Source organism: Vreelandella nigrificans (genome assembly GCF_002374315.1).
In the GTDB taxonomy this organism is placed as follows: domain Bacteria; phylum Pseudomonadota; class Gammaproteobacteria; order Pseudomonadales; family Halomonadaceae; genus Vreelandella; species Vreelandella nigrificans.
In genome coordinates this window covers 1-24981 of record NZ_NWUX01000020.1, presented here as the reverse complement: position 1 = coordinate 24981, position 24981 = coordinate 1, and the positions used below count along the sequence as shown (strand labels likewise).

At 49.7% G+C, this 24981-nt stretch carries 25 protein-coding genes and 2 pseudogenes; 8 read left to right on the top strand and 19 right to left on the bottom strand.

All coding sequences use genetic code 11. The features are described from left to right. Positions 1–54: 54 nt before the first annotated feature. A complete protein-coding gene (soxR, locus tag CPA45_RS17505; RefSeq protein ID WP_096653740.1) occupies positions 55–534 on the top strand; it encodes a redox-sensitive transcriptional activator SoxR in 480 nt (159 codons plus the stop codon). Positions 535–633: 99 nt separating this feature from the next. Here soxR (CPA45_RS17505) and CPA45_RS17500 read toward each other — a convergent pair whose 3' ends face one another. The 3 genes from CPA45_RS17500 to CPA45_RS17490 all read right to left on the bottom strand — a co-directional run bounded on the left by CPA45_RS17500 (position 634) and on the right by CPA45_RS17490 (position 2465). Further along, complete coding sequence (locus CPA45_RS17500) at positions 634–1194, bottom strand: hypothetical protein (RefSeq protein WP_096653738.1); 561 nt, start codon at positions 1192–1194, stop codon at positions 634–636. A 74-nt stretch (positions 1195–1268) separates the two neighbouring features. After that, positions 1269–1850, bottom strand: coding sequence for a class I SAM-dependent methyltransferase (locus CPA45_RS17495; RefSeq protein ID WP_096653736.1), 582 nt, complete (start codon positions 1848–1850; stop codon positions 1269–1271). Between the two features lie 57 nt (positions 1851–1907). Next, the gene (locus CPA45_RS17490) at positions 1908–2465 is read right to left on the bottom strand and encodes a GNAT family N-acetyltransferase (RefSeq protein WP_096653734.1); all 558 of its coding nucleotides are present in this window, start codon (positions 2463–2465) and stop codon (positions 1908–1910) included. A gap of 824 nt (positions 2466–3289) precedes the next feature. Here CPA45_RS17490 and CPA45_RS17485 point away from each other — a divergent pair. Further along, entirely contained in the window at positions 3290–4042 is a 753-nt protein-coding gene (locus CPA45_RS17485) for a sulfite exporter TauE/SafE family protein (RefSeq protein WP_096653732.1), read from the top strand. Positions 4043–4106: 64 nt separating this feature from the next. On the opposite strand, the gene CPA45_RS23015 is transcribed toward CPA45_RS17485, so the two are convergent. The 5 genes and pseudogenes from CPA45_RS23015 to CPA45_RS17455 all read right to left on the bottom strand — a co-directional run bounded on the left by CPA45_RS23015 (position 4107) and on the right by CPA45_RS17455 (position 9160). Further along, positions 4107–5189: an NAD(P)/FAD-dependent oxidoreductase gene (locus tag CPA45_RS23015; protein ID WP_096653730.1), complete on the bottom strand. Its 1083-nt coding sequence runs from the start codon at positions 5187–5189 to the stop codon at positions 4107–4109. Beyond that, positions 5189–7018, bottom strand: a complete 1830-nt coding sequence (locus tag CPA45_RS23010) for a LodA/GoxA family CTQ-dependent oxidase (protein ID WP_096653728.1) — start codon at positions 7016–7018, stop codon at positions 5189–5191. Before CPA45_RS23010 ends, CPA45_RS23015 begins: the two co-directional genes overlap by 1 nt. Positions 7019–7640: 622 nt before the next feature. Further along, positions 7641–7772: pseudogene (locus CPA45_RS17470) on the bottom strand (YtoQ family protein); the annotation flags it as partial. Between the two features lie 285 nt (positions 7773–8057). Beyond that, positions 8058–8846, bottom strand: a complete 789-nt coding sequence (locus CPA45_RS17460; RefSeq protein ID WP_096653726.1) for a DUF2071 domain-containing protein — start codon at positions 8844–8846, stop codon at positions 8058–8060. A 101-nt stretch (positions 8847–8947) separates the two neighbouring features. After that, a complete protein-coding gene (locus CPA45_RS17455; protein WP_279628820.1) occupies positions 8948–9160 on the bottom strand; it encodes a YdeI/OmpD-associated family protein in 213 nt (70 codons plus the stop codon). Between the two features lie 444 nt (positions 9161–9604). On the opposite strand from CPA45_RS17455, the gene rlmF reads away from it, so the two are divergent. Further along, positions 9605–10549, top strand: a complete 945-nt coding sequence (gene rlmF, locus CPA45_RS17450; RefSeq protein WP_096653724.1) for a 23S rRNA (adenine(1618)-N(6))-methyltransferase RlmF — start codon at positions 9605–9607, stop codon at positions 10547–10549. Positions 10550–10863: 314 nt separating this feature from the next. Here the strand turns inward: rlmF and CPA45_RS17445 are convergent, their stop codons facing one another. After that, positions 10864–11763 (bottom strand): arylamine N-acetyltransferase family protein, encoded by a 900-nt coding sequence (locus CPA45_RS17445; RefSeq protein ID WP_096653722.1) that lies wholly within the window; start codon positions 11761–11763, stop codon positions 10864–10866. 140 nt (positions 11764–11903) lie between these two features. On the opposite strand from CPA45_RS17445, the gene soxR (CPA45_RS17440) reads away from it, so the two are divergent. Next, entirely contained in the window at positions 11904–12359 is a 456-nt protein-coding gene (gene soxR / locus CPA45_RS17440) for a redox-sensitive transcriptional activator SoxR (RefSeq protein ID WP_096653720.1), read from the top strand. 90 nt (positions 12360–12449) lie between these two features. Here the strand turns inward: soxR (CPA45_RS17440) and CPA45_RS17435 are convergent, their stop codons facing one another. After that, positions 12450–13178, bottom strand: a complete 729-nt coding sequence (locus CPA45_RS17435) for a class I SAM-dependent methyltransferase (protein ID WP_096653718.1) — start codon at positions 13176–13178, stop codon at positions 12450–12452. A 734-nt stretch (positions 13179–13912) separates the two neighbouring features. On the opposite strand from CPA45_RS17435, the gene CPA45_RS17430 reads away from it, so the two are divergent. Then, complete coding sequence (locus tag CPA45_RS17430) at positions 13913–15109, top strand: DEAD/DEAH box helicase (RefSeq protein ID WP_096653846.1); 1197 nt, start codon at positions 13913–13915, stop codon at positions 15107–15109. A 124-nt stretch (positions 15110–15233) separates the two neighbouring features. Here CPA45_RS17430 and rho read toward each other — a convergent pair whose 3' ends face one another. From rho to CPA45_RS17380, 8 genes are all read right to left on the bottom strand, one after another. Continuing rightward, positions 15234–16187, bottom strand: coding sequence for a transcription termination factor Rho (gene rho / locus CPA45_RS17425; protein WP_096653716.1), 954 nt, complete (start codon positions 16185–16187; stop codon positions 15234–15236). Next, a complete protein-coding gene (locus CPA45_RS23295) occupies positions 16163–16432 on the bottom strand; it encodes a helix-turn-helix domain-containing protein (protein ID WP_422822042.1) in 270 nt (89 codons plus the stop codon). Before CPA45_RS23295 ends, rho begins: the two co-directional genes overlap by 25 nt. A 437-nt stretch (positions 16433–16869) precedes the next feature. Continuing rightward, positions 16870–17370: a hypothetical protein gene (locus tag CPA45_RS17415; RefSeq protein ID WP_096653714.1), complete on the bottom strand. Its 501-nt coding sequence runs from the start codon at positions 17368–17370 to the stop codon at positions 16870–16872. Next, a complete protein-coding gene (locus CPA45_RS17410; RefSeq protein ID WP_096653712.1) occupies positions 17360–17692 on the bottom strand; it encodes a hypothetical protein in 333 nt (110 codons plus the stop codon). Before CPA45_RS17410 ends, CPA45_RS17415 begins: the two co-directional genes overlap by 11 nt. 1172 nt (positions 17693–18864) lie before the next feature. Beyond that, on the bottom strand, positions 18865–19128 hold the full coding sequence (locus tag CPA45_RS17400) for a hypothetical protein (protein ID WP_096653710.1): 264 nt from the start codon (positions 19126–19128) through the stop codon (positions 18865–18867). Between the two features lie 259 nt (positions 19129–19387). Next, a complete protein-coding gene (locus CPA45_RS17395; protein ID WP_096653708.1) occupies positions 19388–20029 on the bottom strand; it encodes an MltR family transcriptional regulator in 642 nt (213 codons plus the stop codon). 777 nt (positions 20030–20806) lie between these two features. Next, a complete protein-coding gene (locus CPA45_RS17390) occupies positions 20807–21733 on the bottom strand; it encodes a pyridoxal-phosphate dependent enzyme (RefSeq protein WP_096653706.1) in 927 nt (308 codons plus the stop codon). A 343-nt stretch (positions 21734–22076) separates the two neighbouring features. After that, a complete protein-coding gene (locus tag CPA45_RS17380; RefSeq protein ID WP_096653704.1) occupies positions 22077–22703 on the bottom strand; it encodes a helix-turn-helix domain-containing protein in 627 nt (208 codons plus the stop codon). 185 nt (positions 22704–22888) lie between these two features. On the opposite strand from CPA45_RS17380, the gene CPA45_RS17375 reads away from it, so the two are divergent. The 3 genes and pseudogenes from CPA45_RS17375 to CPA45_RS22735 all read left to right on the top strand — a co-directional run. Next, positions 22889–23266 (top strand): RidA family protein, encoded by a 378-nt coding sequence (locus CPA45_RS17375; RefSeq protein WP_096653702.1) that lies wholly within the window; start codon positions 22889–22891, stop codon positions 23264–23266. Positions 23267–23316: 50 nt separating this feature from the next. Next, the gene (locus tag CPA45_RS17370) at positions 23317–24396 is read left to right on the top strand and encodes a YkvI family membrane protein (protein WP_096653700.1); all 1080 of its coding nucleotides are present in this window, start codon (positions 23317–23319) and stop codon (positions 24394–24396) included. A 15-nt stretch (positions 24397–24411) separates the two neighbouring features. Further along, positions 24412–24522, top strand: a pseudogene (locus tag CPA45_RS22735) (FAD-dependent oxidoreductase); the annotation flags it as partial. 131 nt (positions 24523–24653) lie between these two features. Here CPA45_RS22735 and CPA45_RS23000 read toward each other — a convergent pair. Next, a partial coding sequence (locus tag CPA45_RS23000; RefSeq protein ID WP_208858546.1) for a hypothetical protein occupies positions 24654–24981 on the bottom strand: 328 nt, incomplete at its 5' end.

Here is a 24981-nt window from a genome sequence, read left to right as displayed (position 1 = left end):
TTGAGGTAAAGTGGTTTTTAGGAAAAAATGGCAAAAAATATTCAGGGGTGAGTGATGGCAGATGCTATTTGGAGTGTCGGAATGGTAGCGAAGCGCTGCGGTGTGAAGGTCAGTACCTTGCACTTCTACGAGCAACAAGGACTAATTCACAGCTGGCGTAATGCGGGTAATCAGCGCCGCTATAAGCCAGAGGTGTTAAGGCGAATTTCGGTGATTAAAGCAGCACAGAAAGTCGGCGTTAGCTTGGAAGAGATTAAACAGGCCTTTGAATCATTACCCAATAACCGCACGCCGACAGTTGAAGACTGGCAGCAGCTTTCAAAAAACTGGCAACAGATGCTTGATGGCCGTATTGCTTATCTTCAAAAGCTACGCGATAACCTAGCTGGGTGCATAGGCTGTGGTTGTCTAAGCATGACTAATTGCCCACTCTATAACCCAGATGACAAACTGGCTGAATCAGGTAGCGGCCCAGTCCTTCTGGATCAGGCAGAGCAAAAAGCGAGAGCCCAGCAAGAAGCAAACACTAGCTAATAGCCCATGCTCTTAAGCTCCTCAAAGCTTCGTTGTGTCTCTCAGAATAAGGCAGCTTGTTGCAGCCCAGAGCAGCGATGGCTGAATTAATTGCGTATGTCAGCAATTGAAACTGGGTGGGATATCCCAAAGCTGAACTTCGATATAAAGCTCAAAATCGGTTTCCCAATAGCGCTCATAAGGTACCAAGTTATCATTAGTAGGGACCCCGAATCGTGTAACGAGCTCACTCACCTCGTTAAGCAGAAACACTTGATTGTAATAAGGCTTATCGTCTCGGGTTAACGCAATAAAGCTATCTGGGTAGGTCAAAGACGTAACTTCAGGATCAAGCTCCGAGAGCGGGATTTTCAGTTCACGTTGATGAGCATTCAAATCACGAAACCAAGGAGATTCCCCCAGCACCAGATAAAAGGGATGACGGCGGCGAGGCTTCCCTCCTCGCGCAATAAAGAGCTCTCGCAGCCGAGCTTCAACCTCACGCCGAACCCTAATGTAGTTACTACCATAGCGCCGCCGGTAGCCAGGGTCACGCTGATGTCGAGTCAAGAGATTTAGAAACACGGGATCTTCAGAGCCAGCTGAAAGCTCTGAAAGGCTCCGAAACGGGCCAGTCTCAGGCAAATAATAGTGAGTAGCGAAGTCAGGGGTTTTTACCATGGAGCCCCATCTCCCTTATAGCGTTGCAATCACAGTTGGATGAGATACCAGCGAGCAACTGGTTAAACCAAGGGTTAGGCGTCGCTTCGCTCAAGCACGATCTCCCACAGCGCTTTCGGTTTGACATACTTGCTGGTGACATAGTGTTCCATTGAGAGCTTGTTCCAACCTTCATTGAACAGTAACTCAACAGACTCTCTATCGAAGAAGCGCTTAGGACTGCCTTCCACAAGAAATAAGTGTGGTTCAAGCTCCGCATGACCACTAGCCCCGAAATTATGATCCTGGGTAGAGTTGAGACGACAGAGCAGGATGCCCCCGGGTCGTAATGTGGAACGAATTCGCTGAACGAGGACTTGAGTTTCGTCCCAAGCGAAGTAGTGTAGCGATAGGCTCGCCACAATGGCGCCCACCTCATGAACCTGCTCAGGGAATGGTTCACGAAGATCTCTGCACTGCACCGTAGCAGACGGAACTCTGACGCTGGTGACACTCACTGCCGTACGAGACAGATCAAAAGCAAAGACGCTGAGCCCAGCGCTAGCCATTATGGCCGTGTCATCTCCGTGCCCGCATCCGATTTCAAATACAAAATCTGTGCCAGCACGTTCGCGCAAGAGCGGCAGCCAACGATGGAGCCAAGGGTCGGTGATCATTGAGTTTAGACTCCTTACGTCATAATGATGCGATTGGCGTGCCCATTTCCTCATGTATTAAGGGGTAAACTGATCACTAGCCAGCCTGCCATATAGCGCGGAATCCGATACAATCCCGTTGATTTCCCACCGCTGCCTTAACAGGCCCTCTTGAGAAAAACCGAGTTTTTCTAATGCTTTCGCTGAGGAGTGATTATCAGGGTCGATTTCCGCCTCAATGCGACGCAGTCCCAAGGAGTTAAAACCATACTGAATTAATGCTTCCCCTGCCTCACCAATATAGCCCTTACCCCAACAGGTTCGGCTTAAACCAAAACCAATCTCCGCACGCTTTGACCCTTCGTCGTAACTGAACAGCATGCATTTTCCAGCCAGCTCACCTGTAGGCTGGACATATATGCCGAGTACAAGCGATTCCCGACGTAACATCGAATCGTTGCTGGCACTTATGAAGTTGTAAGCATCCTGAATTCCCTCCCAAGGTGCTGTGTTCCAATACTTCATGACCTCAGGGTCCGAGAATATTGTTAGCAAGCTCGCCGCATCATCGGTTTCTAAGGGCCTTAGTATTAAGCGCTCGGTTTCAATAAGCGGGAAAAAGAGCTCTCCTGACATTTCAACCTCCATATTAAGCACATAATTACGCCACCACCGGCAGTGTTATAGCAGCCATATTATCCGGTTAGGATAAACGTGCTGCCACCCTTACTCGGCAAGTGCAGCTTACCATCAGTTTTCTAAGCTAATGCCCGTTAAAAATTAAATTTAAATGATAACTTATATCCAAAATTCACAGCCGTGCTTGCCTTAATGATGCCAACCTACCCTATTCATAAATTTTGCTTAGGTCATACGGTTTGACCACCATCGCGGGTGCCTTATGGCTCGTGCCTCGCCAAGCGTTACACCGCGCTACAAGTATGCAATAGTTTGATTTTAATGGCTTTGTAGTACGCGGTAAGCGAAGCGCACCCGCAAGAGCAGTCCGGTACGCAATAGCTTGATTTCAATAATGTTGTAGTGCGTGGTAAACGAAGCGCACCCGCAAGAGCAGTCCAGTACGCAATAGCTTGATTTCAATGATGCTGTAAGCGCACCCGCAAGAGCAGTCCGGTACGCAATAGCTTGATTTCAATGATGTTGTAGTGCGTGGTAAGCGAAGCGCACCCGCAATAGCAGCCTGGCATGCAATAGCTTGATTTTAAAGACTTAGCAGTGTGTGGTAAGCGAAATACGCCCGCAATGGTGGCCCAGCGAGAATACAGTTCTGAATGGTTTGCTGAGAGTAATCTCACCAGACCACGATGACGTTGGCTTTGCGAAGCATCCAGGAGTGGGTATATTGGATTTCTTCAGATAATTTAGGGACCGGGCTAGATAGACGTGCACTGCTCCAGGATGAGGCCCGATACAGACATCAGAGACTCTAGAGGGGTAGCATGGATTCGGTGATTTTTATTGTAGTCCTCGGCGCTATTGTAGCCGGATTCGTGCAAGGTCTATCTGGATTTGCCTTTGGATTAACCGCTATGTCGTTTTGGGTTTGGGTGCTTGACCCTAAGCTGGCGGCAGCCTTAGCCGTGTTCGGGGCCTTGACGGGACAAATTATTGCAGCGGTGGCCGTGCGTCGCGGCTTCAGTATGAGCAGGCTGGCGCCGTTCTTATTCGGAGGTCTGGTGGGTATCCCACTGGGTGTGGCGGTATTACCTGCCCTGGATATCGAGTTGTTCAAAGCGATTCTTGGAGGGTTCCTTGTTCTCTGGTGTCCACTTATGCTGGCGGCAAAAAACATACCTAGAATAACGGGCGGTGGGAAGGTCGCGGATAGCCTAATAGGTGGTATCGGCGGGATCATGGGGGGGATCGGGGGGTTCACTGGCACCGTTCCGACCTTATGGTGCACGTTGCGAGGCTTCGACAAGGATGAGCAGCGCTCAATAATCCAGAACTTCAATCTTGCAGCGCTCGTCGTAACCATGGGTATTTATATTGCAAAGAATATTGTTACAGCTGAGATGGTACCAATGTTTGCCATCGTTGCGCCCGCCATGCTTGTTCCAACGCTATTGGGTGGACGAATATATGTCGGCATCTCGGAAGTGGCTTTCAAAAAACTGGTATTGAGCCTTCTGATTTGCTCAGGTGTAGCGTTGCTTGCATCGTCGTTACCCCAGTTGATCCAGCGCCTATGAAAAGGCCCAAGGCCGCTAAAGGTAGCTTGCCATGCCTACCATCCCATTTGGTCCCATCTGCTGTTCACTGCCGCCGTTGCCAGAAGGCCTCCTGACTGAAACGCCTTGGCCCCTGATAGCTGGCCTTGAGATGCCAGAGATAGCGCTGGCTAACCGCCTGCATCTCCTGCTGGTAGGCACCCAGTGATTGGTGCAAACCAGACTCGATAGCCTTGGCCGCACTGGCTGCCGAGGCCAGGGAATGAAAGAGCCCTTGGGAAGCGAGTGGATCGAAAGCCAGCAGGGCATCACCGATGGCCAGAAATCCCGATCCCACCTTCGGCAACTGGTCTACTTCCAACAGAGAAGTGCCAGCCGGTCGCCCTCGTACACGGGCAGGAGCCAGCCCCTCCAACACCTCTGCCAACAGAGCATGCTCCCTGGCTCGGGCCAGAAGGGCGTCGGGGCGGCGCAGCAGCTGACGGCTCAGCGGATCATCGATGTCCATGTGGTAGGCCAACACCCGCTGCCCATGAGGCAGAGGCACCGTATACCACCAGCCACGGGCATCCGCCTGGATACGCATAGTAGCGTCCTGGCTCTCAGCCACTTGATCCAGAAAACTGTAGAGACACAGCAGAGGATCATCGGCGTAGCGCCGTAATCCCAATCGGCGCCCCAAGTGCCCACTGCGGCCCGTGGCGTCAACCAACACCGGCGCCCTGAACGATCCCAGTGTCGTATCCAGGAGCCACTGGCCCTGACGATGGCGGATATCCACTTGCTTGCAGCCTTCCCCCAGCGTCACCCCGGCATCCTGGGCTCGCCGACGCAGCATCTGCTCGAATTCCCGCCGATCCAGATACCACCCAGGGCCAGCCGGATCCTGGATGGCATCCCTCCAGAACGGCTTGTCATTATCCCACACTGATACTGCAGCGCCCCGCTCCCGGTGTCCCGCATCTCGAAAAGCCGCCATCAGGTTAAGGCGCTGCAGCAGCACAGCGGCCGCTCCCGGCAGGGACTCCCCAATGGGGCTCGACCTGATCGGTAAAGCCCGGCGTTCCAGAACCAGCACCCGATACTCCGGCCGCAGCAGGGAGCCGAGCGCCAGCCCTGCGGGCCCGGCACCAACAATCACTACATCGTAGGGACGATAGTCGGCCATTAGCGGCCGCGTCGTTGGGAGATTAACAGCTTGCGCATTCCCTTGTCGGTGTCGTGCCGTTCCTCGGGCGTCATGTCACGGCCGCCTCTGTCCTCGACCTGCATCTGCGGCGGGAAATCGGGATCCCCACTGAGCCCTGGCCGCACCTCCACGACCCCCATCTGATCGAAATCAGTCACCATTCTCGCCAGCTGTTGCTTGTGGTCAGGGCCCAGGGTGCGGTCCCAGTCGGCGCGTTGATGATAGGCCGCCAGGCGCTCTTCCCTCGGCAACAAGTCGTTCATCACCGTGTCATAGTTCTCCTTGCTCAGCACCTGATTGGGTACCCGAGCGGGCCAGAAGGTGGGCAGATAGGGATCGTATTCGGTGTCGTAGCCGGAGCGGCAACTGGCGGTGTCGGTTTGCCAGGGAATGGCCATCCAACGGGTGATAGAACCGGGAAATTGGCCGTACAGAGGACCGTTATAAGACTTCACCATGGCCGAAGTCAGGGTCGTGCCGTAGTCCGGCTCAGGATCTTCGGGGCTGCGGTGGCGCCAGCGGTAGGGTTCCATATACATGGTGCTGTGGCGTACCGGCCAAGTCATCTCACACCCCGGATGGAAGGCATCGGCAATGCAGAACTCTAGCGCTGCCCTATCCAGCATGGCGGGCTGCTGCTCCAGCGGCACCTCGTCGATGCTTTCCAGGGGTTGCCGATTCGGATCATAGTCCGCCTCGAAATCCCCTTCTGCCCATTTGTCCAGCAGAGCCAGTTGAGTAGTGGTCAGGGCATTCATGGCGTCGGGCACCCTGGGCATGGGGACGTTCATAGCATCGCCATAGATCCAGGGCCATGGCTTCATGGAGATGTCGCCGTCCTGAGGGTTGCGGAAGCTATTGACCACCGTGCGCCTGAGTTCGGCGTAGGTTTCGCCCGGTTCGGCCAGTTGCGACAGGTAACGGGGCTCAAGGAAATGCTGGGGCATACCGTAGCCGAAACCAGCGGCAAATCCCGCATTCATCCATTGCAGATCGCACATGGCTTTGAGGATGGGCAGTATGTCGTCGGTAAAGGAAGGCCTGGTGGGTGCTGGCAACTGACCAGCCTGGATAGCCACATCCGTCATCAGCGCATACATGGTGCGCACCGCCTTCTGCTGGGGGCCATAATTGGGCGGAGCCACCACCACCCAGGCTGGAGACACGGCAATCGGACGGCCATCCACCAATACGGTGGCGGTCACAGGGCCGTCACTGGTGTCATCATACCAGCCATCATTATTGGCGAAGGTGATGGGGGTCTTTCCCAGGTAGGAGGCGGAGAGCCCATAGCCGCCGAAGACCTGCAGCCGGCCCAAGACGTCGGTGCGCAACTCCCCCAGTGGCACCTCTATTCCCATGAACGTTCCGCCCTGAAACTGAGCTAAGCCGGAGCAGGTATTGATGCTACGCGCGCCTGGGATGATGGACAGATTGTGCCGATCCAACGCCACATCGGCGTTACGACGCGTGGAAGGCACTGCCCTCTCCGCTTCAGGGATATCCAGCGCGAGCTCGAAGTTGTACCAAGCTGCTTTATGGTTAGCTACTTCCACCGTCCAGGTAATCTCGGTGGCGGCATCCATGGTCAGCTCCCGCACTACCCGACCGTTGCTGTCGTAAGCGTAGATGCGGAATTCAGCCACCTCGCGCTTCAAGGCACCGGTGGCATCCCGGTAGGCGCCCGGCTCCCTGGGCGGAGGCTCCGTGACCTGGGGACCAATATAAAAACCGTCGGTTTGCTTGGAATTGCCGACCCTGGCGATACCGATAGCCGGGTGGATTTTGGCGTAAGCGATCTCAGCCATCGGTCACTCCCTTTTTGTATGGGACGACACCAAGAGGAATAGAGGCTCTGGCGCCGCATAGGCTCATGAATCTCTGAACTGAAACTGAAGAAATAGTACGGCTGGCTCAGCGGTACATTGCTGCATACTAAGATAGAACAAGACAGCCACTTATTCACCGCAACAGTAAAATTTAATTTGGAACCAGCCTGTTTGGATTGTACTGCTACCTTTCACAAGGTTACTGGCATCCCCCGCTTAAGCATTGATTCTATTTAATCCTGCTCAAACCACTATTTTCTGCGATCGCTAAAATCAACCAACTTACGTTGATGAGTTGATTTCTAAACTCATAGAGGTAACTATCCAGCCTGGATTCATAAATTGGGTTTAACTCACGTGGCTTTGCAGAAAGTTCGTGTTTTAGCTAGCTTAGGCAACTGCACCACCATCGCGGGTGCCTTTTGGCTCGTCCCTCGCCAAGTGTTACGCCGCGCTACAAGTGCATAATCGTTTAATTTTAATGGTTTTGTAGTGCGTGGTAAGCGAAGCGCACCCGCAATAGTGGCTCGCAAAAATGCAGATGCTGAAGCCCCTCCCATAATACCAGTGCGGTAACGGAGCGCAGGGAGGCGCTGCGTGCTTATGCTTTGAGAACGTAACGCAGGGTTTCAACCACTTGATCGGTAGTGGTGCACCAAGCCTGAGCATCGACCGCTTTAAGCGGGTGAACAATCTCTTCGTTGTGCAGGGTGGTATAGGGCTTGGCGAGAACTACTAGTAGCCTAGTAATGGAGGTGCAACCACAATGGAAACACCGCCGCCAAGACTGCTCTTCATTAGTTTAACTTGTTCTCCAAATTGATCTTTACAGCAGGCCACTCACTTGAAATTATTGAGTAAACCACGGTATCTCGGAGCGACCCATCACGCATGATCTGGTGGTTTCGTAGTATTCCATCCTGCTTTGCACCTAACCTTTCTATTGCCGCTCTAGACTGTTGGTTAAAGAGGGGATACCAATAACTCTCCGCATAATAGACGCGCGCTTGTTAAATTTTCACCCGATCACAGCAGGAGGCAAGTAGATAGTAAATTCATTTATTGGCTCAATTAAGACACTGTAAGGTGAATTTTGCTCTGACACTTTCACAATACCGAGATCAGACAAGAGCTTGAAACTTGCTGATTTTAGCCTAGCAGGCTTAACTTCCAACTCTTTGTGCCACACCCGGTACGTACCTACCTTATTGTCTCTTCGATAATAAAACCCAGCTAGAGGGTGAGTTAGAAAGACTAGAGCCGACTCAGTATCAGGGAAGCCAGGAAACTCCATTGAATCGAATTCTGATTGTACTAAATCAACTGAAGCTTCAGCCCAATCGGAGAAGGTTTTCATCTGGTATTTATCGTACAAGCCAGTTGCTTCATTCAAGGTGCAATCGAAGTAGACCTTTCCCGCGTGCCAAGGAAGATTCCATATGTATCTAGGTACTGCCAAGGTCCAAGAATCAAGAGTCGTACCGAGAAACCATACACAGCGCTCACCCGTTTTGGTGTCGACAATGTAAATTCGGTAGTTTGTTTGTCCCATTGTAAATTTTGGGAACGGGAAAACGGCTGAAGTGAAATCAACATCAATAAATGGAACTACAGATATTAGCCCCATTTCTTGCCCATTGATTTCAACAGTATCCAATTGAAACCGTTTGGGAAATATTCCTTGAAACCTTTCAGCTGGGACGGCGTAAGTAATAATTGCAAAATGCTTTAAGCCACAAAGAACATCTATGCCTTTCGGCTTAGGCCTATCTATCAAATAGTCTTCTAGCTTTCGCGGCTCTTGCACGATATCTCCTCGAAATTTAACGCTAGCCATCAGCCGCACGAGGTGCAAGCGTCGGCTTGTATGGCATTGTTATGCAAGCAGTTCCAGGGAGCACCGTCCAGCTATTCCTTTTTCGAGGCTGGATGTTTCATGTTCATATAGACACCCCCGGTTTCAAGCTCATTAAGCATTTGACGCAACCGCTTTCCCTTGGTCTCTTGACTCTTGGCACTATTGATCCAGAGTAAGTAATCATTCCTCTGATACGGCGGCCTTTCGCCGTATGCACCCATGAGCCCTCTCTCAAGCAACGCATGCTTAACGAACTCGGGCATAGGTTGCCGGTCTCGCCTGAGGTTCGGCATATCATCTTGCATAAGCTCCCTCCGAACTCATTACACACAACAGCGTATTAGACTGCACGTTCTGATATTGAATGAACGCACTGCACTATTAAACATTCTTGTCACGCTCACATAAATATATCTAGCTATCTGACATTTAATAAATTTAACAATCGCTTAGCAGCATATCAAAAATACACATACGCGCTCGTTTTACTGATCTAATCATACTCTATTCATAAAATTGAATTAGGTCACGAGACTTTTCAGAAAAAACGCTGGCGAGGGCTTTAGGCAGCAGCCTGACACAGAGCGCGAGCGTATAACCGGCGGCCCTCGAACGGCTGAGTATGCTCAACACAACCATTAAGCTTATAATCACAGACTCAGCCAAACCCACTCTACTATTGAGCGCCAAGCCTCAGGCCTATTACTGTGAACACCCTCCATCGAAGTGAAAAAAGTCGAGCCAAGCCTGTTCGCAAAGGCCTGCACCCGAAGAATCTACACAACCAAGGCTATGACTTCCCTGCCCTCGTAAAAAGCCACCCTGCACTAGCCCCCCATGTAAAACCGAACGCTCATGGCGAACTTTCCATCGATTTCGCAGACCCATTGGCAGTGAAAACTCTCAACGCCGCATTATTAAACCGATACTACAACATTGTCGATTGGGATATTCCAGAGGGCGCGCTTTGCCCTCCAATCCCAGGCAGAGCCGACTATATCCATTACATGGCGGATTTATTCGAGTTGGGGCTTGGGCGTGAACAGCCCAGCATAAAGCTTCTGGATATAGGGACTGGAGCAAATGGAATCTACCCACTACTTGCCTGCCAAATTTACGGCTGGCAGTGTGTCGGTAGTGACATTAACACTCAGTCGCTTGAGAACGTAGCCACGATTATCACCAACAACCCCACTCTCAAAGATCGCTTCACGCTGCGCACACAGCACGATAAAAACCACATATTTGAAGGGATCATTCAACCGGGGGAGTTCTTTGACGTCAGCGTATGCAACCCACCCTTCCATGCCTCGCTCGATGAAGCACTCAAAGGTAGCCAGCTTAAACTCAATAACCTTGCTCGTAGTCGCGGTGAACAAAACGCAAAAACCCAATCCCCCACACTGAATTTTGGCGGGATGGGTACAGAGCTTTGGTGTAAGGGGGGCGAACAGCTGTTTCTTAAAAAGCTAATAAGAGAAAGCCAAGTGTATTCAACTCAATGCCGCTGGTTTAGCAGCCTGGTTTCAAAAACTGACAATGTTAAGCCTGCAAAGAAGTTGATTCGTAAGCTCGGTGCAGTTGATATACGGGAAATAGAGATGAAGCAGGGAAATAAGATTACTAGGGTATTGGCCTGGACATTCATCTGACCCATTCCTAACGGTGGCGCATGATGATACGAAGCCTCCGTGACCTTATCCTGCGATAAGCACAGCTTGCAGCCCACTCCTCGTCTTTTTGTCCCGACCCTATAAAACCTAGGCCTCAGCGCTTTTTTACAAGCCTCAACGCTAGAGCTAAGCTGCGGCCTGTAAGGCCGTCGGCTTGAGCTCGTTGTTGGGCATCTGGCAACGTTGCAAGGTGGCTTAACGGCTCAGATGCTATTTGAAGAATGAACTAGCCGTCTTTCTCTTTCAATGGCTGTTCCGCTTGCTCCTCCTTTGACGCTACCGCACACGCATCATCAAGCCCCGAGCGAGTCTTCCTTAACCTCGACACCGCACATGGCCTGAGCCCGATCCACAAGTAGGCTCAAGGCCTCCTGTGGCAGATCCAACCCAAAGACATCCCGCAGCAACTCTGGCATCATCTCAGGGAGAATGGAGTGCTTTTCCGGCGGCTCGTCTGGACGAAACACTTTCAGCTCACAGTCAGTCAGCGCATATCGGATAGCTTCACCATTACGCTGCGCCACAATTCGGCGCACGAAGGGCGATTTGGGGTGTGTCGCCACACCATAATTGTGGTCCTCGTAATCCACCCGGTAATAGGGTTCCTCACTGAATTGGTACAGGTTGAACCAGCCATCGTGGCGACGGTAACGCAGCAGCCACCGACCGGCCTCGGTTCTGTTCAAACGATATACCCAGAGGCCATGGGACACCTCGACCCCATCCTCCAGTGGGATTGGCTCCCGAGGCCCGGTATTGCCGACCCCAACATCCACATGCCAGTCGTTTCCGCCGACCCTGACATTGAGGCACGTGTGGCCGATAGCCGTTAATTCACGCTCATCGCCCCCCATTAGCATCCGTGCACTGCGGCCGGTGACATCGAACCCGAGCCGGTCCAATACGGTGGCAAATAGAATATTCTGCTCATGGCAGTACCCACCGCGTCTGTGGTAAACCAGCTTGTCTTGGAGGCTGGCCAAATCAAGCCGGATCTCGCCGCCGGTGATAATATTCAGATTCTCGAATGCAATCACGTCCAGATGCGCCCGCTGCAGAGCGCTCAGGGTTTCTATGGTCGGCGCAATCGACCCGTGATAGTCGATACGTGCTAAGTAGGCTTCCAGGTCGAGCACTGCCGATTCCCACTGCCTCTCCTGAACTGGAAGGTTCGGTCGCGTTGTGGCATTCATAATGAATCACTCCTCATACATGGATAACTGTAGAGTGGTTTACTCCACCTTCTGATAGGGGCTAGTTCAGCGTCTTGAAATGTAACGGCAACAAGCGTAATACTTAAAGTTAACTTTAAGTCAAGAGGCTATGCCAAAAAATGTCTCGCTCCACTCAAACTCACGCGGATCTCAGCATAGGAGAAGTCGCTGAGCGCGCTGGCCTGGCGACTTCCGCATTGCGGTTCTACGAATCGCGGGGGATGATCAAGAGCCGCCGTAACGTCAGCGGGCATAGGCGCTATGCGCGGGACGTACTCAGAAGGTTGGCTATCATTAAGGTGGCCCAGCGAGTCGGCATCCCTCTGGAGGAAATCGCTGAGGCACTGTCGACGCTACATGATGGCTGTACACCCAGCGCATCCGACTGGCGGCAGCTATCGGATGCGTGGCGCACGAACCTGAGCGACCGCATCGACAAGCTAAGCAAGCTCCGCGACGAGCTGGATGGCTGCATTGGGTGTGGCTGCCTGTCGTTGAAGAGCTGTCCTTTACGCAACCCTGCCGACATTGCCGCAGAAGTCGGCCCAGGAGCGCGGCTGTTCGATCCAAACTAACGGCCACTGTAGTGCTCCGTAACTATTAAAATCAACGCACTATAAAAATGCCACGCGTTGCGAATCCCTATTGAGCAGTTTGTTAGGCTTTTATTTTTTTACTGCTGATACTATTAGCATCATTGGCCTTCTCAGTTCATCATACCACCCCATTTTTTCCACCAATTTTTTCGATGGCTTGGGCTCTAATACCGATTGAATTTCAAATCCTTCTGCTAATAAAGATGATATATGTGTTTCAATCGTTCGATGATACTTAATTACCTGACTGCCTAAAAATTCCGTTGTTCTGCTTCCTTCAAGAAAGTAGTTATCCAGGGGCCAGTGCTGAATATTGTTATTTTCGTAGCACCAATCCTGAGAACTATTTGATGTAAATACCGGGTGTTCAACAGAATAAAAGAGAACACCTTTTGATTTTAATAGCTGGAACGCTTTATGAAAAACCGAACCTAAATCCTCAACATAATGTAAAGCAAGAGAACTGAATATAACGTCAAATGATTCTTCAGTTGCCTCAAAATCCTCGATAGCACAGCGCTCAAAGGTAACATTACCTTTTATTATTAACTCACGCGCCTTACTAAGCATCTTTTCTGATAAATCAATACCTACGACAACTTCAGCACCTTGCTCAATGGCATACTGACAATGCCATCCATAACCACAACCTAGATCAAGAACCTTCTTCCCTGATAATTCAGGTAAATTTGTTCGAAACACCTCCCACTCACCTGCCGATTTCAACCCATCAGTTGAACGAGGCATCTTAGAGTAGGCTTCAAAAAACTCCGGGTCATCATATTTATTTTGTTTCAAAATTACATCTCCAATACAAAACAGCTTGTATTATAATAAAAACATCCACATGTAAAAAGCCTAACAGTTCGCGCTCTGATATTGAATGAACGTACTGCACTATTCAGTTCAGAATTCTTAACATTCGCACCAAAACACCACTAACCAGCTGATATTTAATAAAAAATGGATTGACAGCATATCCAAAGTTCACATACCCGCTCGTCCTACTGATCTAATCATACCTTATTAATAAAGTTTAATTTGGCCATACGGCTCTGCTTAAAATTGCTCTATAGCTATTTTTGGCGGTTACGCCGCGCTACGAATGCGCAAACAATTGATTTAATTATTTTATAGTGCGTTATAAGCGAAGTACACCCGTAGCTGGGACTCGAAAATATGCGCGGGCTGAAGCGCACTTCCACAGAATCAATTCAGTGGCGGGGATTACTTATGCGCTGGGGTCTTCGTGTCCTAAAGCGCCTCCGCTCCAGTGGTCGGCTACCTAGTAAAACCTAATAATTCAAACAAACAGCATTCGAAACTAAAAAACCAGATCATAAAAATCAAAAATATACTATAAAGCATCACTTACCACTCACTTAATGAACACTTTTAGCTTCATCACAAAAGTCGTCATTCAGTACTATGAAGCTAATTGCGCTATTTCGAGTAACGAACGGCTGCTTTTACGCTATACTGCATCATTTTTTATTTTCGACAAACCTTACGACGATCTGTCAAGGCGCCTTATGCCATTTGCAAAACTAGGATTATCCGCTCCTCTTGTTCAAGCTATTACCGAACTAGGTTACAAAACGCCAACGCCCATCCAGGAACAAGCGATTCCTGCCATTCTTTCGGGCAAAGACTTAATCGCCACCGCACAAACAGGAACAGGCAAAACCGCTGCCTTTGTTCTGCCTCTGTTAGAACGATTCAGCAAAGCGGAAACGTTACGCGGCAAACGCATACGTGCGCTGATTCTGGTACCGACCCGCGAGTTAGCGATTCAGGTCGAAGCCAGTGTGGCTCAATACGCTAAACACACGCACTTAACCTCTATGGCGGTGTATGGCGGCGTGGATACGGCGCCTCAAAAAGAGCGGCTAATCGAAGGAGTGGATATTCTGGTCGCCACGCCGGGCAGGTTGCTGGATTTAGCGCATCAGCGAGCGCTGCACTTTGATGAACTTCAAGTCATGGTGTTGGACGAAGCGGACAGAATGGTCGACATGGGTTTTGTCGATGATATCCACAAAATCATAGTACGGCTGCCTGAAAACCGGCAGAACCTAATGTTTTCAGCCACCATGACCGGCGATGTTCGCGCCCTCGCCTACGGTTTTTCAGATAGTAAGATGACCGACCTGGCGGCCGACATATCCATCTCTCCCAATATCCGCGCCGCCGCCAATATCAAACAATGGTTAATCACGGTAGATAAGGACACCAAGTCCGCTCTGTTGAGCCACTTGATCAACGAACAAAAGTGGGATCAGGCGCTGATTTTTGTCGAGAAAAAACACAGTGCAGCCAAGCTTGTTGCTCAACTGGAAAAACGCGGCATTCAAGCGGACTCCATCCATGGCGGCAGAAGCCAGGCCATGCGCGAGAAGGTGTTGGATCAGTTCAAAACTGGCGAACTGAAGTACCTAGTTGCCACGGGCGTGGCCGCTCGGGGTTTGGATATTGGTGAGCTGAGCCGTGTAGTGAATTACGATTTACCTTTTCAGCCAGAAGAGTACATCCACCGTATTGGCCGAACCGGCCGTGCGGGTGCCTCAGGTGAAGCCATCTCGTTGGTAGACATCAGTGACTTTAAAAATCTTTGTGCGATTGAAAGGCGGTTAAACAATACTATTGAGCGCCAAGAAGTTGCAGACTTCCCGGTTAAAAAAGCAGTACCCGCTTCAAACTTGAACCATGTTAAAAAAGGCAAACGTTAATACTTAACCAAGAAGCTCACCTGTTAAATAAGTAAAAGGTGAGCTTTTTGCTAAAGCTTTGCAATTAGAGCCTACTTTAGCTGCATATGGGTAAGCACGGGGCCGTCAACGTTCTCTCTAACCATTAGGCTGGTGAAAACATATCTAATAGCTCGGCATTTGTTGGATATTTCTCCAATAGCTCAAGCAACTTCTGCGCGCCTTCTACTGGCTTAAGCGTTGTCAAAGCCCTACGCAATGTCCTTACTTTTTCAATATCTTTTGCATCAATCAAAAGCTCTTCTCGACGGGTACTGCTTTTGGCAATATCTATCGCCGGGAAAATCCGTTGACTTGCCACCTCACGTGATAGCACGATTTCCATATTGCCCGTGCCCTTAAACTCCTCGAAAATCACCTGATCCATACGGCTTCCCGTATCCACCAGCACGGTGGCCAGAATCGTGAGCGATCCTCCATTCTCGATCTTTCTCGCAGCGCCAAACAGTTTGCGTGGTATTTCCATCGCACGGCTATCCAGCCCACCCGACATCGTACGACCATTGCCGCGCTGCTCGGCATTATGAACACGTGAGAGTCTGGTAAGCGAATCGATCACAATCATCACATCATGACCCTCGCCTGCCTGCTTACGCGCCGTCTCAAGGAGCTTATTTGCCAAATGCACATGGTGTGAGTAGCTTTCGTCTGAAGACGAGGCATGCACTTCTGCCGACACACTGCGCTTAAAATCGGTCACTTCTTCAGGACGCTCATCAATCAGCAAGGCATACAGCTTTATGTCAGGATGAGCTTCTGCCACGGCCTGACAGATATGTTTTAACATCGTCGTTTTGCCAGAGCCCGGCGGCGCAACAATCAACCCGCGTTGCCCCATCCCAATGGGCGTAATCAAATCCATCGCTCGCACACTACGCTGCTTAGAACCAAGCTCTAAAACAATGCGAGGGCTAGGATGAATCGCCACGCCATTCAAAAAACGTTTTTCGGGATCATCAGGAAATTGATCTTCAACTTCGTCGACGGGCTTGGCATCTAGCTGCCATTTCGTTTTCAAACTGAGTGTTTTTCTCGCCATAATATTGATGGATCGCCTTGAATAGCCTGGATTAATAGAATAATTGCATCTGAGCACTTCTTCACTGAATGGCGCATTGGGTGGTGGGTTACGATAAGGCTCTTAGACGGCTTGTAGCTCTTTGGCGACGATATACAACAGCGCCAAAGCTGGCCATTACCACGATACCAGTGCCTTAACGTGGCGACGCTAATACAAAATTTAGCTGCAAATTCCATCTGGGTCATACCCAATTTCTTACGCAAAGCAGCTACATCAACCAGCTCTGGCCGATGCGTTTTAGACGCGACGTTGCGCCCTTGATTAAGGTCGATGGCTTCTTGCAAGTTCTGGGCAATACTTTCTAGGAACTAGCTATGATGCTTCTCCAATGCGGCATTAACAAGCATATTGACCAACTTCGAAAGCGCATTTCTATCTGCTTTTGAGAGATTTTCGCGCTAGCATGCTCGTTCCGAGGAGTATGAACCAACCTCCTTAGTCCTATTATTTCCGCCCCATCTCAGCCCCGTCATTCCCGAGCGGGGTTATCGGGAATCCAATTTGACCTTTTCAGCCGAAGCTAGAGTACTTAAATCGAAATGGATTCCCGCTAAAGGCATGCGGGAATGACAGTTGGAGAAAAGCAGTCATTCCCGTCGCCTTATTATTTTGTCCGGTGGAGCTACTTATTGGGCGAAATTCATTTGCTCCAGCCTCGAATACGCAAGCTGCTTTCTATTTTAGATTTTTCACGAGAAAGCAAAGAGTTCCTTGCTACAATAATTTCTTCTTGATCGGACCCACTTACCAAACTCTCAAGCTGAAGCATAAGCCCTTGAGCCCCAACACCTGAAAACTCCTGGTAGATGTAACTTCTATCTACATCTTCAATAAAGCCAGCAACATCACCACTCTTTAGCCTATCTTGGTTATTGGAAATTCGATACACCATTTCATGATCTATTTTCTTTATTAGCTTCTGATTTATCTCATATTCAGAGTAAGAATTTTGAATAAAAGCAAAAAACCATAATAAGAATGGCAAGACCACCATCGACGACACAAATAACCCGTGCTGTGTATCAAGAAAACTAAATACGACATTACCGCTTTTTTTTGGCTTGTCTATAAGCTCTTCTTGTACCTCCTTTCGGTAGATTTCCTCTGCTCGGATTCTTTCTTTTTCTTTGTCAGAGAGCATCTTTCATGTACCCCACTCGACCAACACGTTGATGGATATCAAACTTTCCATCATCGTGTTTTTTGATGCTATAAACGCTTCCTGTTCCTTGGTCTAGAAAATAGGGCTCACCTTGTATGTCAATCAAATGGTAACGCGCACCTCCAATCCAAGAGCTATTTCCCCGAGGTGCAGAGGCACAGCCAGCAACAAGAGCTATTAAGATAAGTAAACCTGTAATTTTTAATTTCATATGACTAACCTTTTGCGCCAAAAGTCGTGCTCTGCGGAAATTTCGGAGCGCAGCGGAAAACCAGTCCGACAACATGCGATTGATACTCATTGAGCCTTCTCCCCCAGCTCAGCCTGTTTGGCTAAGCTGAAAAGGCGACCAAACCTAACAGGAGAAGACTCAATGAACTTTTACAATAGCACTCACCGTCACTACTGTGGAATTGATCTGCATGCCCGTAGCCTATATGTCTGCATCCTGGATCAGTAGGGCGAAACCCTGTTACATAAAGAGATTCCCGCTAGCCCAGAACCTCTACTTCGGCTAATCGACACCTACCTGGATGATCTAGTAATCGGCGTCGAATGCATGCACTGCTGGTACTGGATCGCTTATGTCTACCCTCGCAGCATGCGAGCTACCCGAAACCTGCTTTGCCGCCGAACGGGGCTAGTTCGCCACGGTACTGATCTCAAAGCCCATATTGTCAACATAGCGAGTCAGTACAACCTGCTACCCAACAAGGTTAATTTGAAGAATTTCAGCACCAGAGAACAACTTAGCAGAACCCTTCACAATATGACAACTTAGCGCAATATCGATGCTAAAATTGGGCATCTTCTGACTGATCTTGAGATCTGAAGCCCGACGTCTACACCCAACTCGAAGCCCGTCGCTTTAATTACCCATCCTACTGGCGCGCACCAATATCCTGAGCGGGTGGACTTATACCGGCGCTGAACCTGAAACTAACTGGGATTTGTTTGAATAGTACAGAGGCTGGTTAACCGATGAATGTCTAGTGCCCAGACCAACCTGCAAGGAGCAACTCGGTTTAGCAGTGGTGAATTACCACGTTAGAGAGCCTTAATAGGTGTTTGCTGTAAGCCATTCACAGCCAACGATGACAGATGAAGTAGGATCACTGGCTCAGGGATTTGATATTGACCGCTACGCGGCCAATAAAAACACTGCGGCCTATTGACAGACAGAAGGCTCATTGGTGTTATATGTTGAATTCACTTAGGTCGATAGGTGTCCAGCAACGCTCCCGACTCCAGCAGCCCATATTGTTTCAAGGGTTGAGCTTAAAAAAACACGAGTACGAGAAGTTAATGTTTTTACCATAGACACCTCCTTAATGTTGTTTTGATCCGACGGAATCAATCTAATACTAATGTAACGCAACAAGATAAGCAGAAGGGCCACAGAGCCAACAAGCGCCATGGGGATCGTAACTCCCCCACCTACCGCCCCTATCGGCCTAAGTACACTCAATCATTCTATCGATTTTTAGGCGGTCCTCTTTTAACAATGGCCTCGTCAGGTCCCTTGAGATATGAACCTGAAGGTCCTGAGTTCTCGAACATCCAATACTCACCACTCCAAATCACATTCTCGCGAATCGCCTTGATACCATTTTGGTAGTAGCCAACACTTAGACATTCTTTTGAAACAACTGAAAACACATACCCATCAATACCAAAGCTATCTGCATTTGATTTTACTTTAATCCAATCACCTGATTTCACGATTGGTGGCACCACGATACTCTCCTTGCATATAACGAGGCTGTAGAAAAAACCTCGACCAATTTTTCGATGATGCTCATATGTAAAATCTAGAAGAGTTTTCGGTGAAAAGCGCTTCAGATTTTAAGATTAGAGGCTATTTTTAGCTCAATTAATGAACAATTCCTGGTCGATAAATGCTTACGACCTTTTTCTACAGCCTCAACGCCTTGCTCACCGGAAAATTGGGAGCGCAGCGAGTAATTTTTCCGCGTGCAGCAACTTGTTAGGAGATTTACTGCACAAGATCAACCAGATCTCCCATCCCGTTGTTTTTTAGAAACTCTCTAAGAGCATCTATACCTTTTTGATTAAGAGAAATATCATGGTCTGGCATGGCAGAGCGCCTCTTTAATTGCTGAGTAGAGACTTCGATAACACCAAGGGCAGCCATCATAGCTCTTGTAAATTTTCCTCTCGGTCTTGAGGTGTTATCCTTGCCATCTAAATGTAGTTCTCTGCACCTTGAAGAAATTGGCTCGTCATCAAAAGTTAATGCGCTTGAAACATGAGCGAAATCATTGCGTATCTTCCTTAAAAGGTGAATGTCTTTGTGAACATTGCCTGGCAATAGGCCAAGCGAATACGTTGAGTCAATCCTTGATGAAAATGTTCCAAAAGGCCCATTAAAATCGAACATTCGTTTTATAATTTTGGGATCATCCACCAAGTATGACTTAAGTAGCCCGCCTAGCTTTTCATCAATATAAGCTGCTGCCATTAATGCACAACCGCGGTCAGTTTCAGAATTTAACGTCTTCCTAAACTCCGAAATTTTCTTGATAGGATTTCCGATGTGCTCAGGTAGAACATCAGCGGTTCCAGTCATTAATTCTTCGAGAAAGCCTAGCGACGCTTTCAGTTTCTCCTCATCCATCTGATATTCTCTCTCCTAACAGTGATTATATAGCCTGCTGCATAACACCCTTGAACATGCCAGCACATTATTGGTGTTATCTAGCCGTTCCAAAAATCATAAACCACTGTTTTTATAGTTTTATTTATCCCGCATGGCAACATATCCAAAATTCGCGTGCCGGCTCGTTTTTACGATTTAATCATACTTTATTGATAAATTTGGCTTAGGTCACGTGGCTTCGATGAGAAATTGAGCTGGAGCAGGCTTTGGGCAGCTGACGCTGCCATCGCGGGTGCCTTTTGGCTCGTTCCTCGCCAAGCGTTACGTCGCGCTACGGGGTGGCTAGATTGCTTATGTGGCGTGATCATCGCGCGCTGAAGCGCCCTCCTACAACACTGCTAATACAGTGACGATGTTGCGGGAGACGCATGAGCTTAGGCTTTGAGGACGTAACGCAGGGTTTCAACGACTTGATCTGTCGCGGTGCACTAGGCTTGGGCATCGACTTCATTCAGCGGATGATGTAGGGCTTGGCGAATGCAGAGGAGCATGAACCAATCTACTCAATCCCGTCATTCCTGAACCACCTCAGCCACGTCATTCCCGAGTGTGGTTATCGGGAATCCAATTTGACCTTTTCAGCCGAAGCTAGGGTGCTTAAATCGAAATGGATTCCCGCTAAAGGCATGCGGGAATGACGGCTGGAGAGAAGCAGTCATTCCCGTCGCCTTATCAGGCAACATTGAACGCCCAGCGTTAGCAGCGGGAGTTACTGATCTTAGTTGCTTGGCCTTGTTATAGGGCGTGTTTGCCGCTATTCCAATCCCTGATTTGATCAATCGTGGACGTAGCGCCGCCACATACTACGACCAATATATTGCTGAAACTTTCGAGTTCTGATGCACTCTCATATGCCATTGCCAGGCTCGCACCGCAGGCAGGCTCTACCACTATGCGATGATCGTCAAGGAAACGTTCGCAGGCAGTCAGTGCGCTTTGGTCTGATACCACGACGCTGTGGATAGGGTGAGTTTTTGAACATTGGAAAGCATTCTCGCAAACACGCTTGGCACCAAGTGAGGTGGCGATGCTTGTTATCTTTTCTAACTCGACCGTATGACCGGCGTTTACGGCTGCATGAAATGAGGCGGCACCCGTAGTTTCTACGGCGAAAACGGGGATATCACTCCATCCGTTACGATGAAGCCCTTCTACCACACCTGAAAACAGACCACCTCCGCCAACGGAAAGCACGACAGCGTCGGGCTTAAGACCGGAACGAAAAACTTCATCAATCAGTGTGGCGTGGCCCTGCCAAAGCAGCGGATCATCAAAGGGGTGGAGAAATGCATCCAATGCGCCTATCAACGATTGTGCAAAGGCGTTGGCTTCTTGCCAGGAGGCACCATGCACGATGACCTCCGCTTTCTCCAATCGCAGCAGTTCTTTTGCTCTTTCAGTGGTGGTTTCCGGCACTACAACCGTAACCGGAACACCTAGCCGACGACCGGCGTAGGCGACAGCCAAGCCAGCATTTCCTCCAGATGACGAAATGAACCTTCGAGCACCTCGAGCCAGATAGGTTTCGCACGCATGGCCAATGCCCCGTATCTTGAATGAACCGGGCGGCTGCAGTGCATCAAGCTTAATCCAGACCGAACGTTCAGTGGTAACGCTCATTGTGCGGAATTCGATCAGAGGAGTTTCAATGTGTAGTGTCATGAGCACCTATCACGAGGATGAAGAAAAGCCCAATTTTGAGCCGTTTCCGCCGCCTGTTTTCCTTATTCATTTACTCAGCCGGTCATCCGGATGAATCATCTTAATATCGGCATTCAGCTACTTGAGCGCTCAGCTCAAGTGAGTTGAAAACTGTATTTGCCCTAATAAAGTAACTTATCCCGCTCTGCAAATAGCACACCAGCAGCACTTGTTCAGATAGTGCTTCAATCTCATCGGCATGCCGACTGACGAAGCTGGCCAATGTGGTGAGGTGGGGAACTTGCCAGGGGCTCCCCCTTTACATTCTGTGTTTTCACGAAATTAGCGAAGCCTGATAGCTGGTTCAGCCTTGGAGATCGCCCTCTTTGGGTTCCGACATCACAGCTATTACTTCTGCATCTTCATCACCCTCGGCCAGATAAATATGCCCGATGGAGCTGTTGAAGTACGCCGTTTCTCGTTCACCCAAGCTGATGCTTTCACCATTTTCAAAGCGAATGCAGACGCGCCCCGATAGCACCATGGCAAACTCCTCTCCGGGGTGGCGGATGAAGTCTTCAAACTCCCCCAGATCACGCGCCTGAATCCGAGCATAAACCGGCATCATGCTCCGACCGGGAAACTCACCCGCAATAGGATGATATTCATAGCTGCCAGTAGCATACCCAGTCGCCTCAGAAATTTTGCTGGTGACCACCGTTGGCTTAGCTGAACTGTCTGCACCCGATTCAGGGTTGAACAGCTGGGACAGGCTGATATTCAGAACACGTGCGGCGGCAGCAAGCTTGTCATAGCCGACAGTTGCCTGCCCCAACTCCATTTTCGACAGCGTTGAAAGCGCAACACCACTTTTCTCAGACACCTGTTTCAGGGTGAATTTCTGCTGTTTACGGTGAGCCCTTAGGCGAGAGCCGACCAGTACTCGGTCGATCAGTGTATCGGACGGCTGGGATTGAGAGTCTGTTGGCATGAAAGCTTCGCGGCTCGACCTGGCTATGAATACGAAGTCCTAGTGTATCCCGAAAACAGCTTGACTTTAAGGTTCTCACATTTGATATTCTCTTTTACGAGAATTATCATTTAAGAGAAATGGTGATTCTATCGTGCTGCCCGCGCGGCTCGGTCACTCAATAGCCATCAACGAGATATAACCCCATGTCCAATTCAATCGAACGTATCCCCAGCGACTTGCCCTTCCCATTCTCCCGTGCCGTTCGCGTGGGAGGTTTCCTGATGCTTTCAGGCCAAGTTCCCATGACTGCTGAAGGCGAAGTCGTCAAAGGCAGTATCGAAGAGCAAACCGAAGCGGTCATGACCCGTATCGGCGAGTCCCTTGAACACTGTGGCGCAAGTTTTTCGCAGGTCGTTAAAGCGACCGTCTGGCTGTCGGACATGAAGCACTTTGCGGGCTTCAACGAAGTCTACAAACGCTATTTCGAAGCAGGTCTGCCGGTTCGTTCCACCGTGACAGCAGGCCTAGCACTGGGCGTTGATGTAGAAGTAGAAGTGCAAGCCTGGGTCGGTGAAGCCTGATTCAGCCAGCTGACTGGCACAGAAAAATAAGAAACTGAGGATTTGGCACCATGAAAGATGTATTGAAAATCGCGGGCGCTTTTGTCGGATTTCTGGTTGGAGCAGGCTTTGCTTCAGGCCAAGAGCTGCTTCAATTCTTCGTTAGCTTCGGCGTTTGGGGGCTAGCAGGTATCACGCTGAGTACTGCCGCTTTTATCTTCCTGGGCATGACGCTGGCGAATCTGGGTAGCGAGCTTCAAGCGACTTCTCACAAGGAAGTTGTGCGAGCTATCTGTGGCCCCTGGCTTAGCAAGCCCATCGATTTGCTGATGACATTTTTCATGTTTGCCATAGCCGTAGTGATGCTGGCCGGTGCCGGTGCACTGCTGGAACAAAAACTGGGCCTGCCTGCAGCCTGGGGCAGCGCGCTGGTGACTCTGCTGGTAATTGCAGCCACCTGTCTCAAACTGAAAAAAGTGCTCACGCTGATCAGCAGCATCACTCCTCTGCTGATTCTGGTGGCACTGGGTATCGCGATCTACGCACTGGCAACCCGAGAAACCGACCTGACGACACTGAACCAGTTGGCACTCGACCAAAATGCAGCCACCAGCCATTGGGCACTGGGCGCCATGCTGTACGTTTCGTATAACATCTTCGGCTGCGTCGCGATTCTTGCCATCTCCAGCGGTGCTGCAAAAGACCGCCGCAAAGCAACCTGGGGCGGTATTCTTGGCGGCATTACCCTGGGTGCGCTGATGATGACAATCAGTCTGGCCATGCTGTCGCGCCTGGACAGTCTGGTCGATACGCCTATGCCGATGCTGGCTTTGGCACTAGAGGTTTCCCCTGCGCTTTCCTCGCTAGTGTCGGTCGTCATTCTGCTGATGATTTTCAATACCGCAGTGGGCTGCCTCTATTCTTTTTCATCCCGATTTTTGCCGGCCGATACCACGTCTTTCCGCGTTGGATCCTTAATAGCGGGCATCATTGCCTATGCCTGCAGCATGTTTGGATTTGTTAGTCTGGTCGGCATGGTGTATCCCGTGTTCGGCTACATCGGGTTCATCCTGATTACCGCAATAACCGTTGCCTGGGTGCGCCAACGCATGAAGCACAGTCACAAGGCACAAACTGCACGAGCCCAATAAGGCGTTAATGGATTCATGGCACGTGAGATTCTGGTGCTAGGTGCTGGCATGGTCGGAGTATCCGTTGCCTGGCACCTGCAGCAGAGAGGCGATAAGGCCACACTGGTGGATCGCACAGCATCTGGGTGCGCCTTGCCCCTAACGCCTTACTAAGGTGTGAGTAACGCAATGCAAAAGTTACCGCACCTTAAACACGTAAGCCTCCGCATACCAAAAATGCCACGCTTACGGATCACTCTTAAGCAGTTTGTTAGCTCTTAAGAGCTATTAGTTGCAGAAAAAAACTCAAAAACAGTATTAAGAGCCCCAAAAAAACGAGGAGACTGATCTTGGCCAATAACCGAATTCTCAAGGCGAACTATTGGCCATAGAATGAGCCTTAATACCGCTCCCAAGAAACCAAATACAATAAAAAACGCATAAATGAATGGCAACATCAACAACGTTGAACTAGTAATTAGAATTCTGGCTAATATTTGGCTAAAATTTAGAGCACCATAACCGGTTAAACCCGCCTTATTCATGAGGGCGCTGGCTGAGTGGATTGTCAGCCCTCGCTGCCAACACCGGCCCACCGGCACCGCG

Bases quoted from the DNA above. Each gene is read 5' to 3' on its own strand.
- soxR (WP_096653740.1), top strand. From the start codon at position 55: ATGGCAGATGCTATTTGGAGTGTCGGAATGGTAGCGAAGCGCTGCGGT.
- CPA45_RS17500 (WP_096653738.1), bottom strand. From the start codon at position 1,194: ATGGTAAAAACCCCTGACTTCGCTACTCACTATTATTTGCCTGAGACT.
- CPA45_RS17495 (WP_096653736.1), bottom strand. From the start codon at position 1,850: ATGATCACCGACCCTTGGCTCCATCGTTGGCTGCCGCTCTTGCGCGAA.
- CPA45_RS17490 (WP_096653734.1), bottom strand. From the start codon at position 2,465: ATGTCAGGAGAGCTCTTTTTCCCGCTTATTGAAACCGAGCGCTTAATA.
- CPA45_RS17485 (WP_096653732.1), top strand. From the start codon at position 3,290: ATGGATTCGGTGATTTTTATTGTAGTCCTCGGCGCTATTGTAGCCGGA.
- CPA45_RS23015 (WP_096653730.1), bottom strand. From the start codon at position 5,189: ATGGCCGACTATCGTCCCTACGATGTAGTGATTGTTGGTGCCGGGCCC.
- CPA45_RS23010 (WP_096653728.1), bottom strand. From the start codon at position 7,018: ATGGCTGAGATCGCTTACGCCAAAATCCACCCGGCTATCGGTATCGCC.
- CPA45_RS17455 (WP_279628820.1), bottom strand. From the start codon at position 9,160: ATGCCCGAGTTCGTTAAGCATGCGTTGCTTGAGAGAGGGCTCATGGGT.
- CPA45_RS17445 (WP_096653722.1), bottom strand. From the start codon at position 11,763: ATGAATGCCACAACGCGACCGAACCTTCCAGTTCAGGAGAGGCAGTGG.
- soxR (WP_096653720.1), top strand. From the start codon at position 11,904: ATGTCTCGCTCCACTCAAACTCACGCGGATCTCAGCATAGGAGAAGTC.
- CPA45_RS17430 (WP_096653846.1), top strand. From the start codon at position 13,913: ATGCCATTTGCAAAACTAGGATTATCCGCTCCTCTTGTTCAAGCTATT.
- rho (WP_096653716.1), bottom strand. From the start codon at position 16,187: ATGGCGAGAAAAACACTCAGTTTGAAAACGAAATGGCAGCTAGATGCC.
- CPA45_RS17415 (WP_096653714.1), bottom strand. From the start codon at position 17,370: ATGCTCTCTGACAAAGAAAAAGAAAGAATCCGAGCAGAGGAAATCTAC.
- CPA45_RS17410 (WP_096653712.1), bottom strand. From the start codon at position 17,692: ATGAGTATCAATCGCATGTTGTCGGACTGGTTTTCCGCTGCGCTCCGA.
- CPA45_RS17395 (WP_096653708.1), bottom strand. From the start codon at position 20,029: ATGGATGAGGAGAAACTGAAAGCGTCGCTAGGCTTTCTCGAAGAATTA.
- CPA45_RS17390 (WP_096653706.1), bottom strand. From the start codon at position 21,733: ATGACACTACACATTGAAACTCCTCTGATCGAATTCCGCACAATGAGC.
- CPA45_RS17380 (WP_096653704.1), bottom strand. From the start codon at position 22,703: ATGCCAACAGACTCTCAATCCCAGCCGTCCGATACACTGATCGACCGA.
- CPA45_RS17375 (WP_096653702.1), top strand. From the start codon at position 22,889: ATGTCCAATTCAATCGAACGTATCCCCAGCGACTTGCCCTTCCCATTC.
- CPA45_RS17370 (WP_096653700.1), top strand. From the start codon at position 23,317: ATGAAAGATGTATTGAAAATCGCGGGCGCTTTTGTCGGATTTCTGGTT.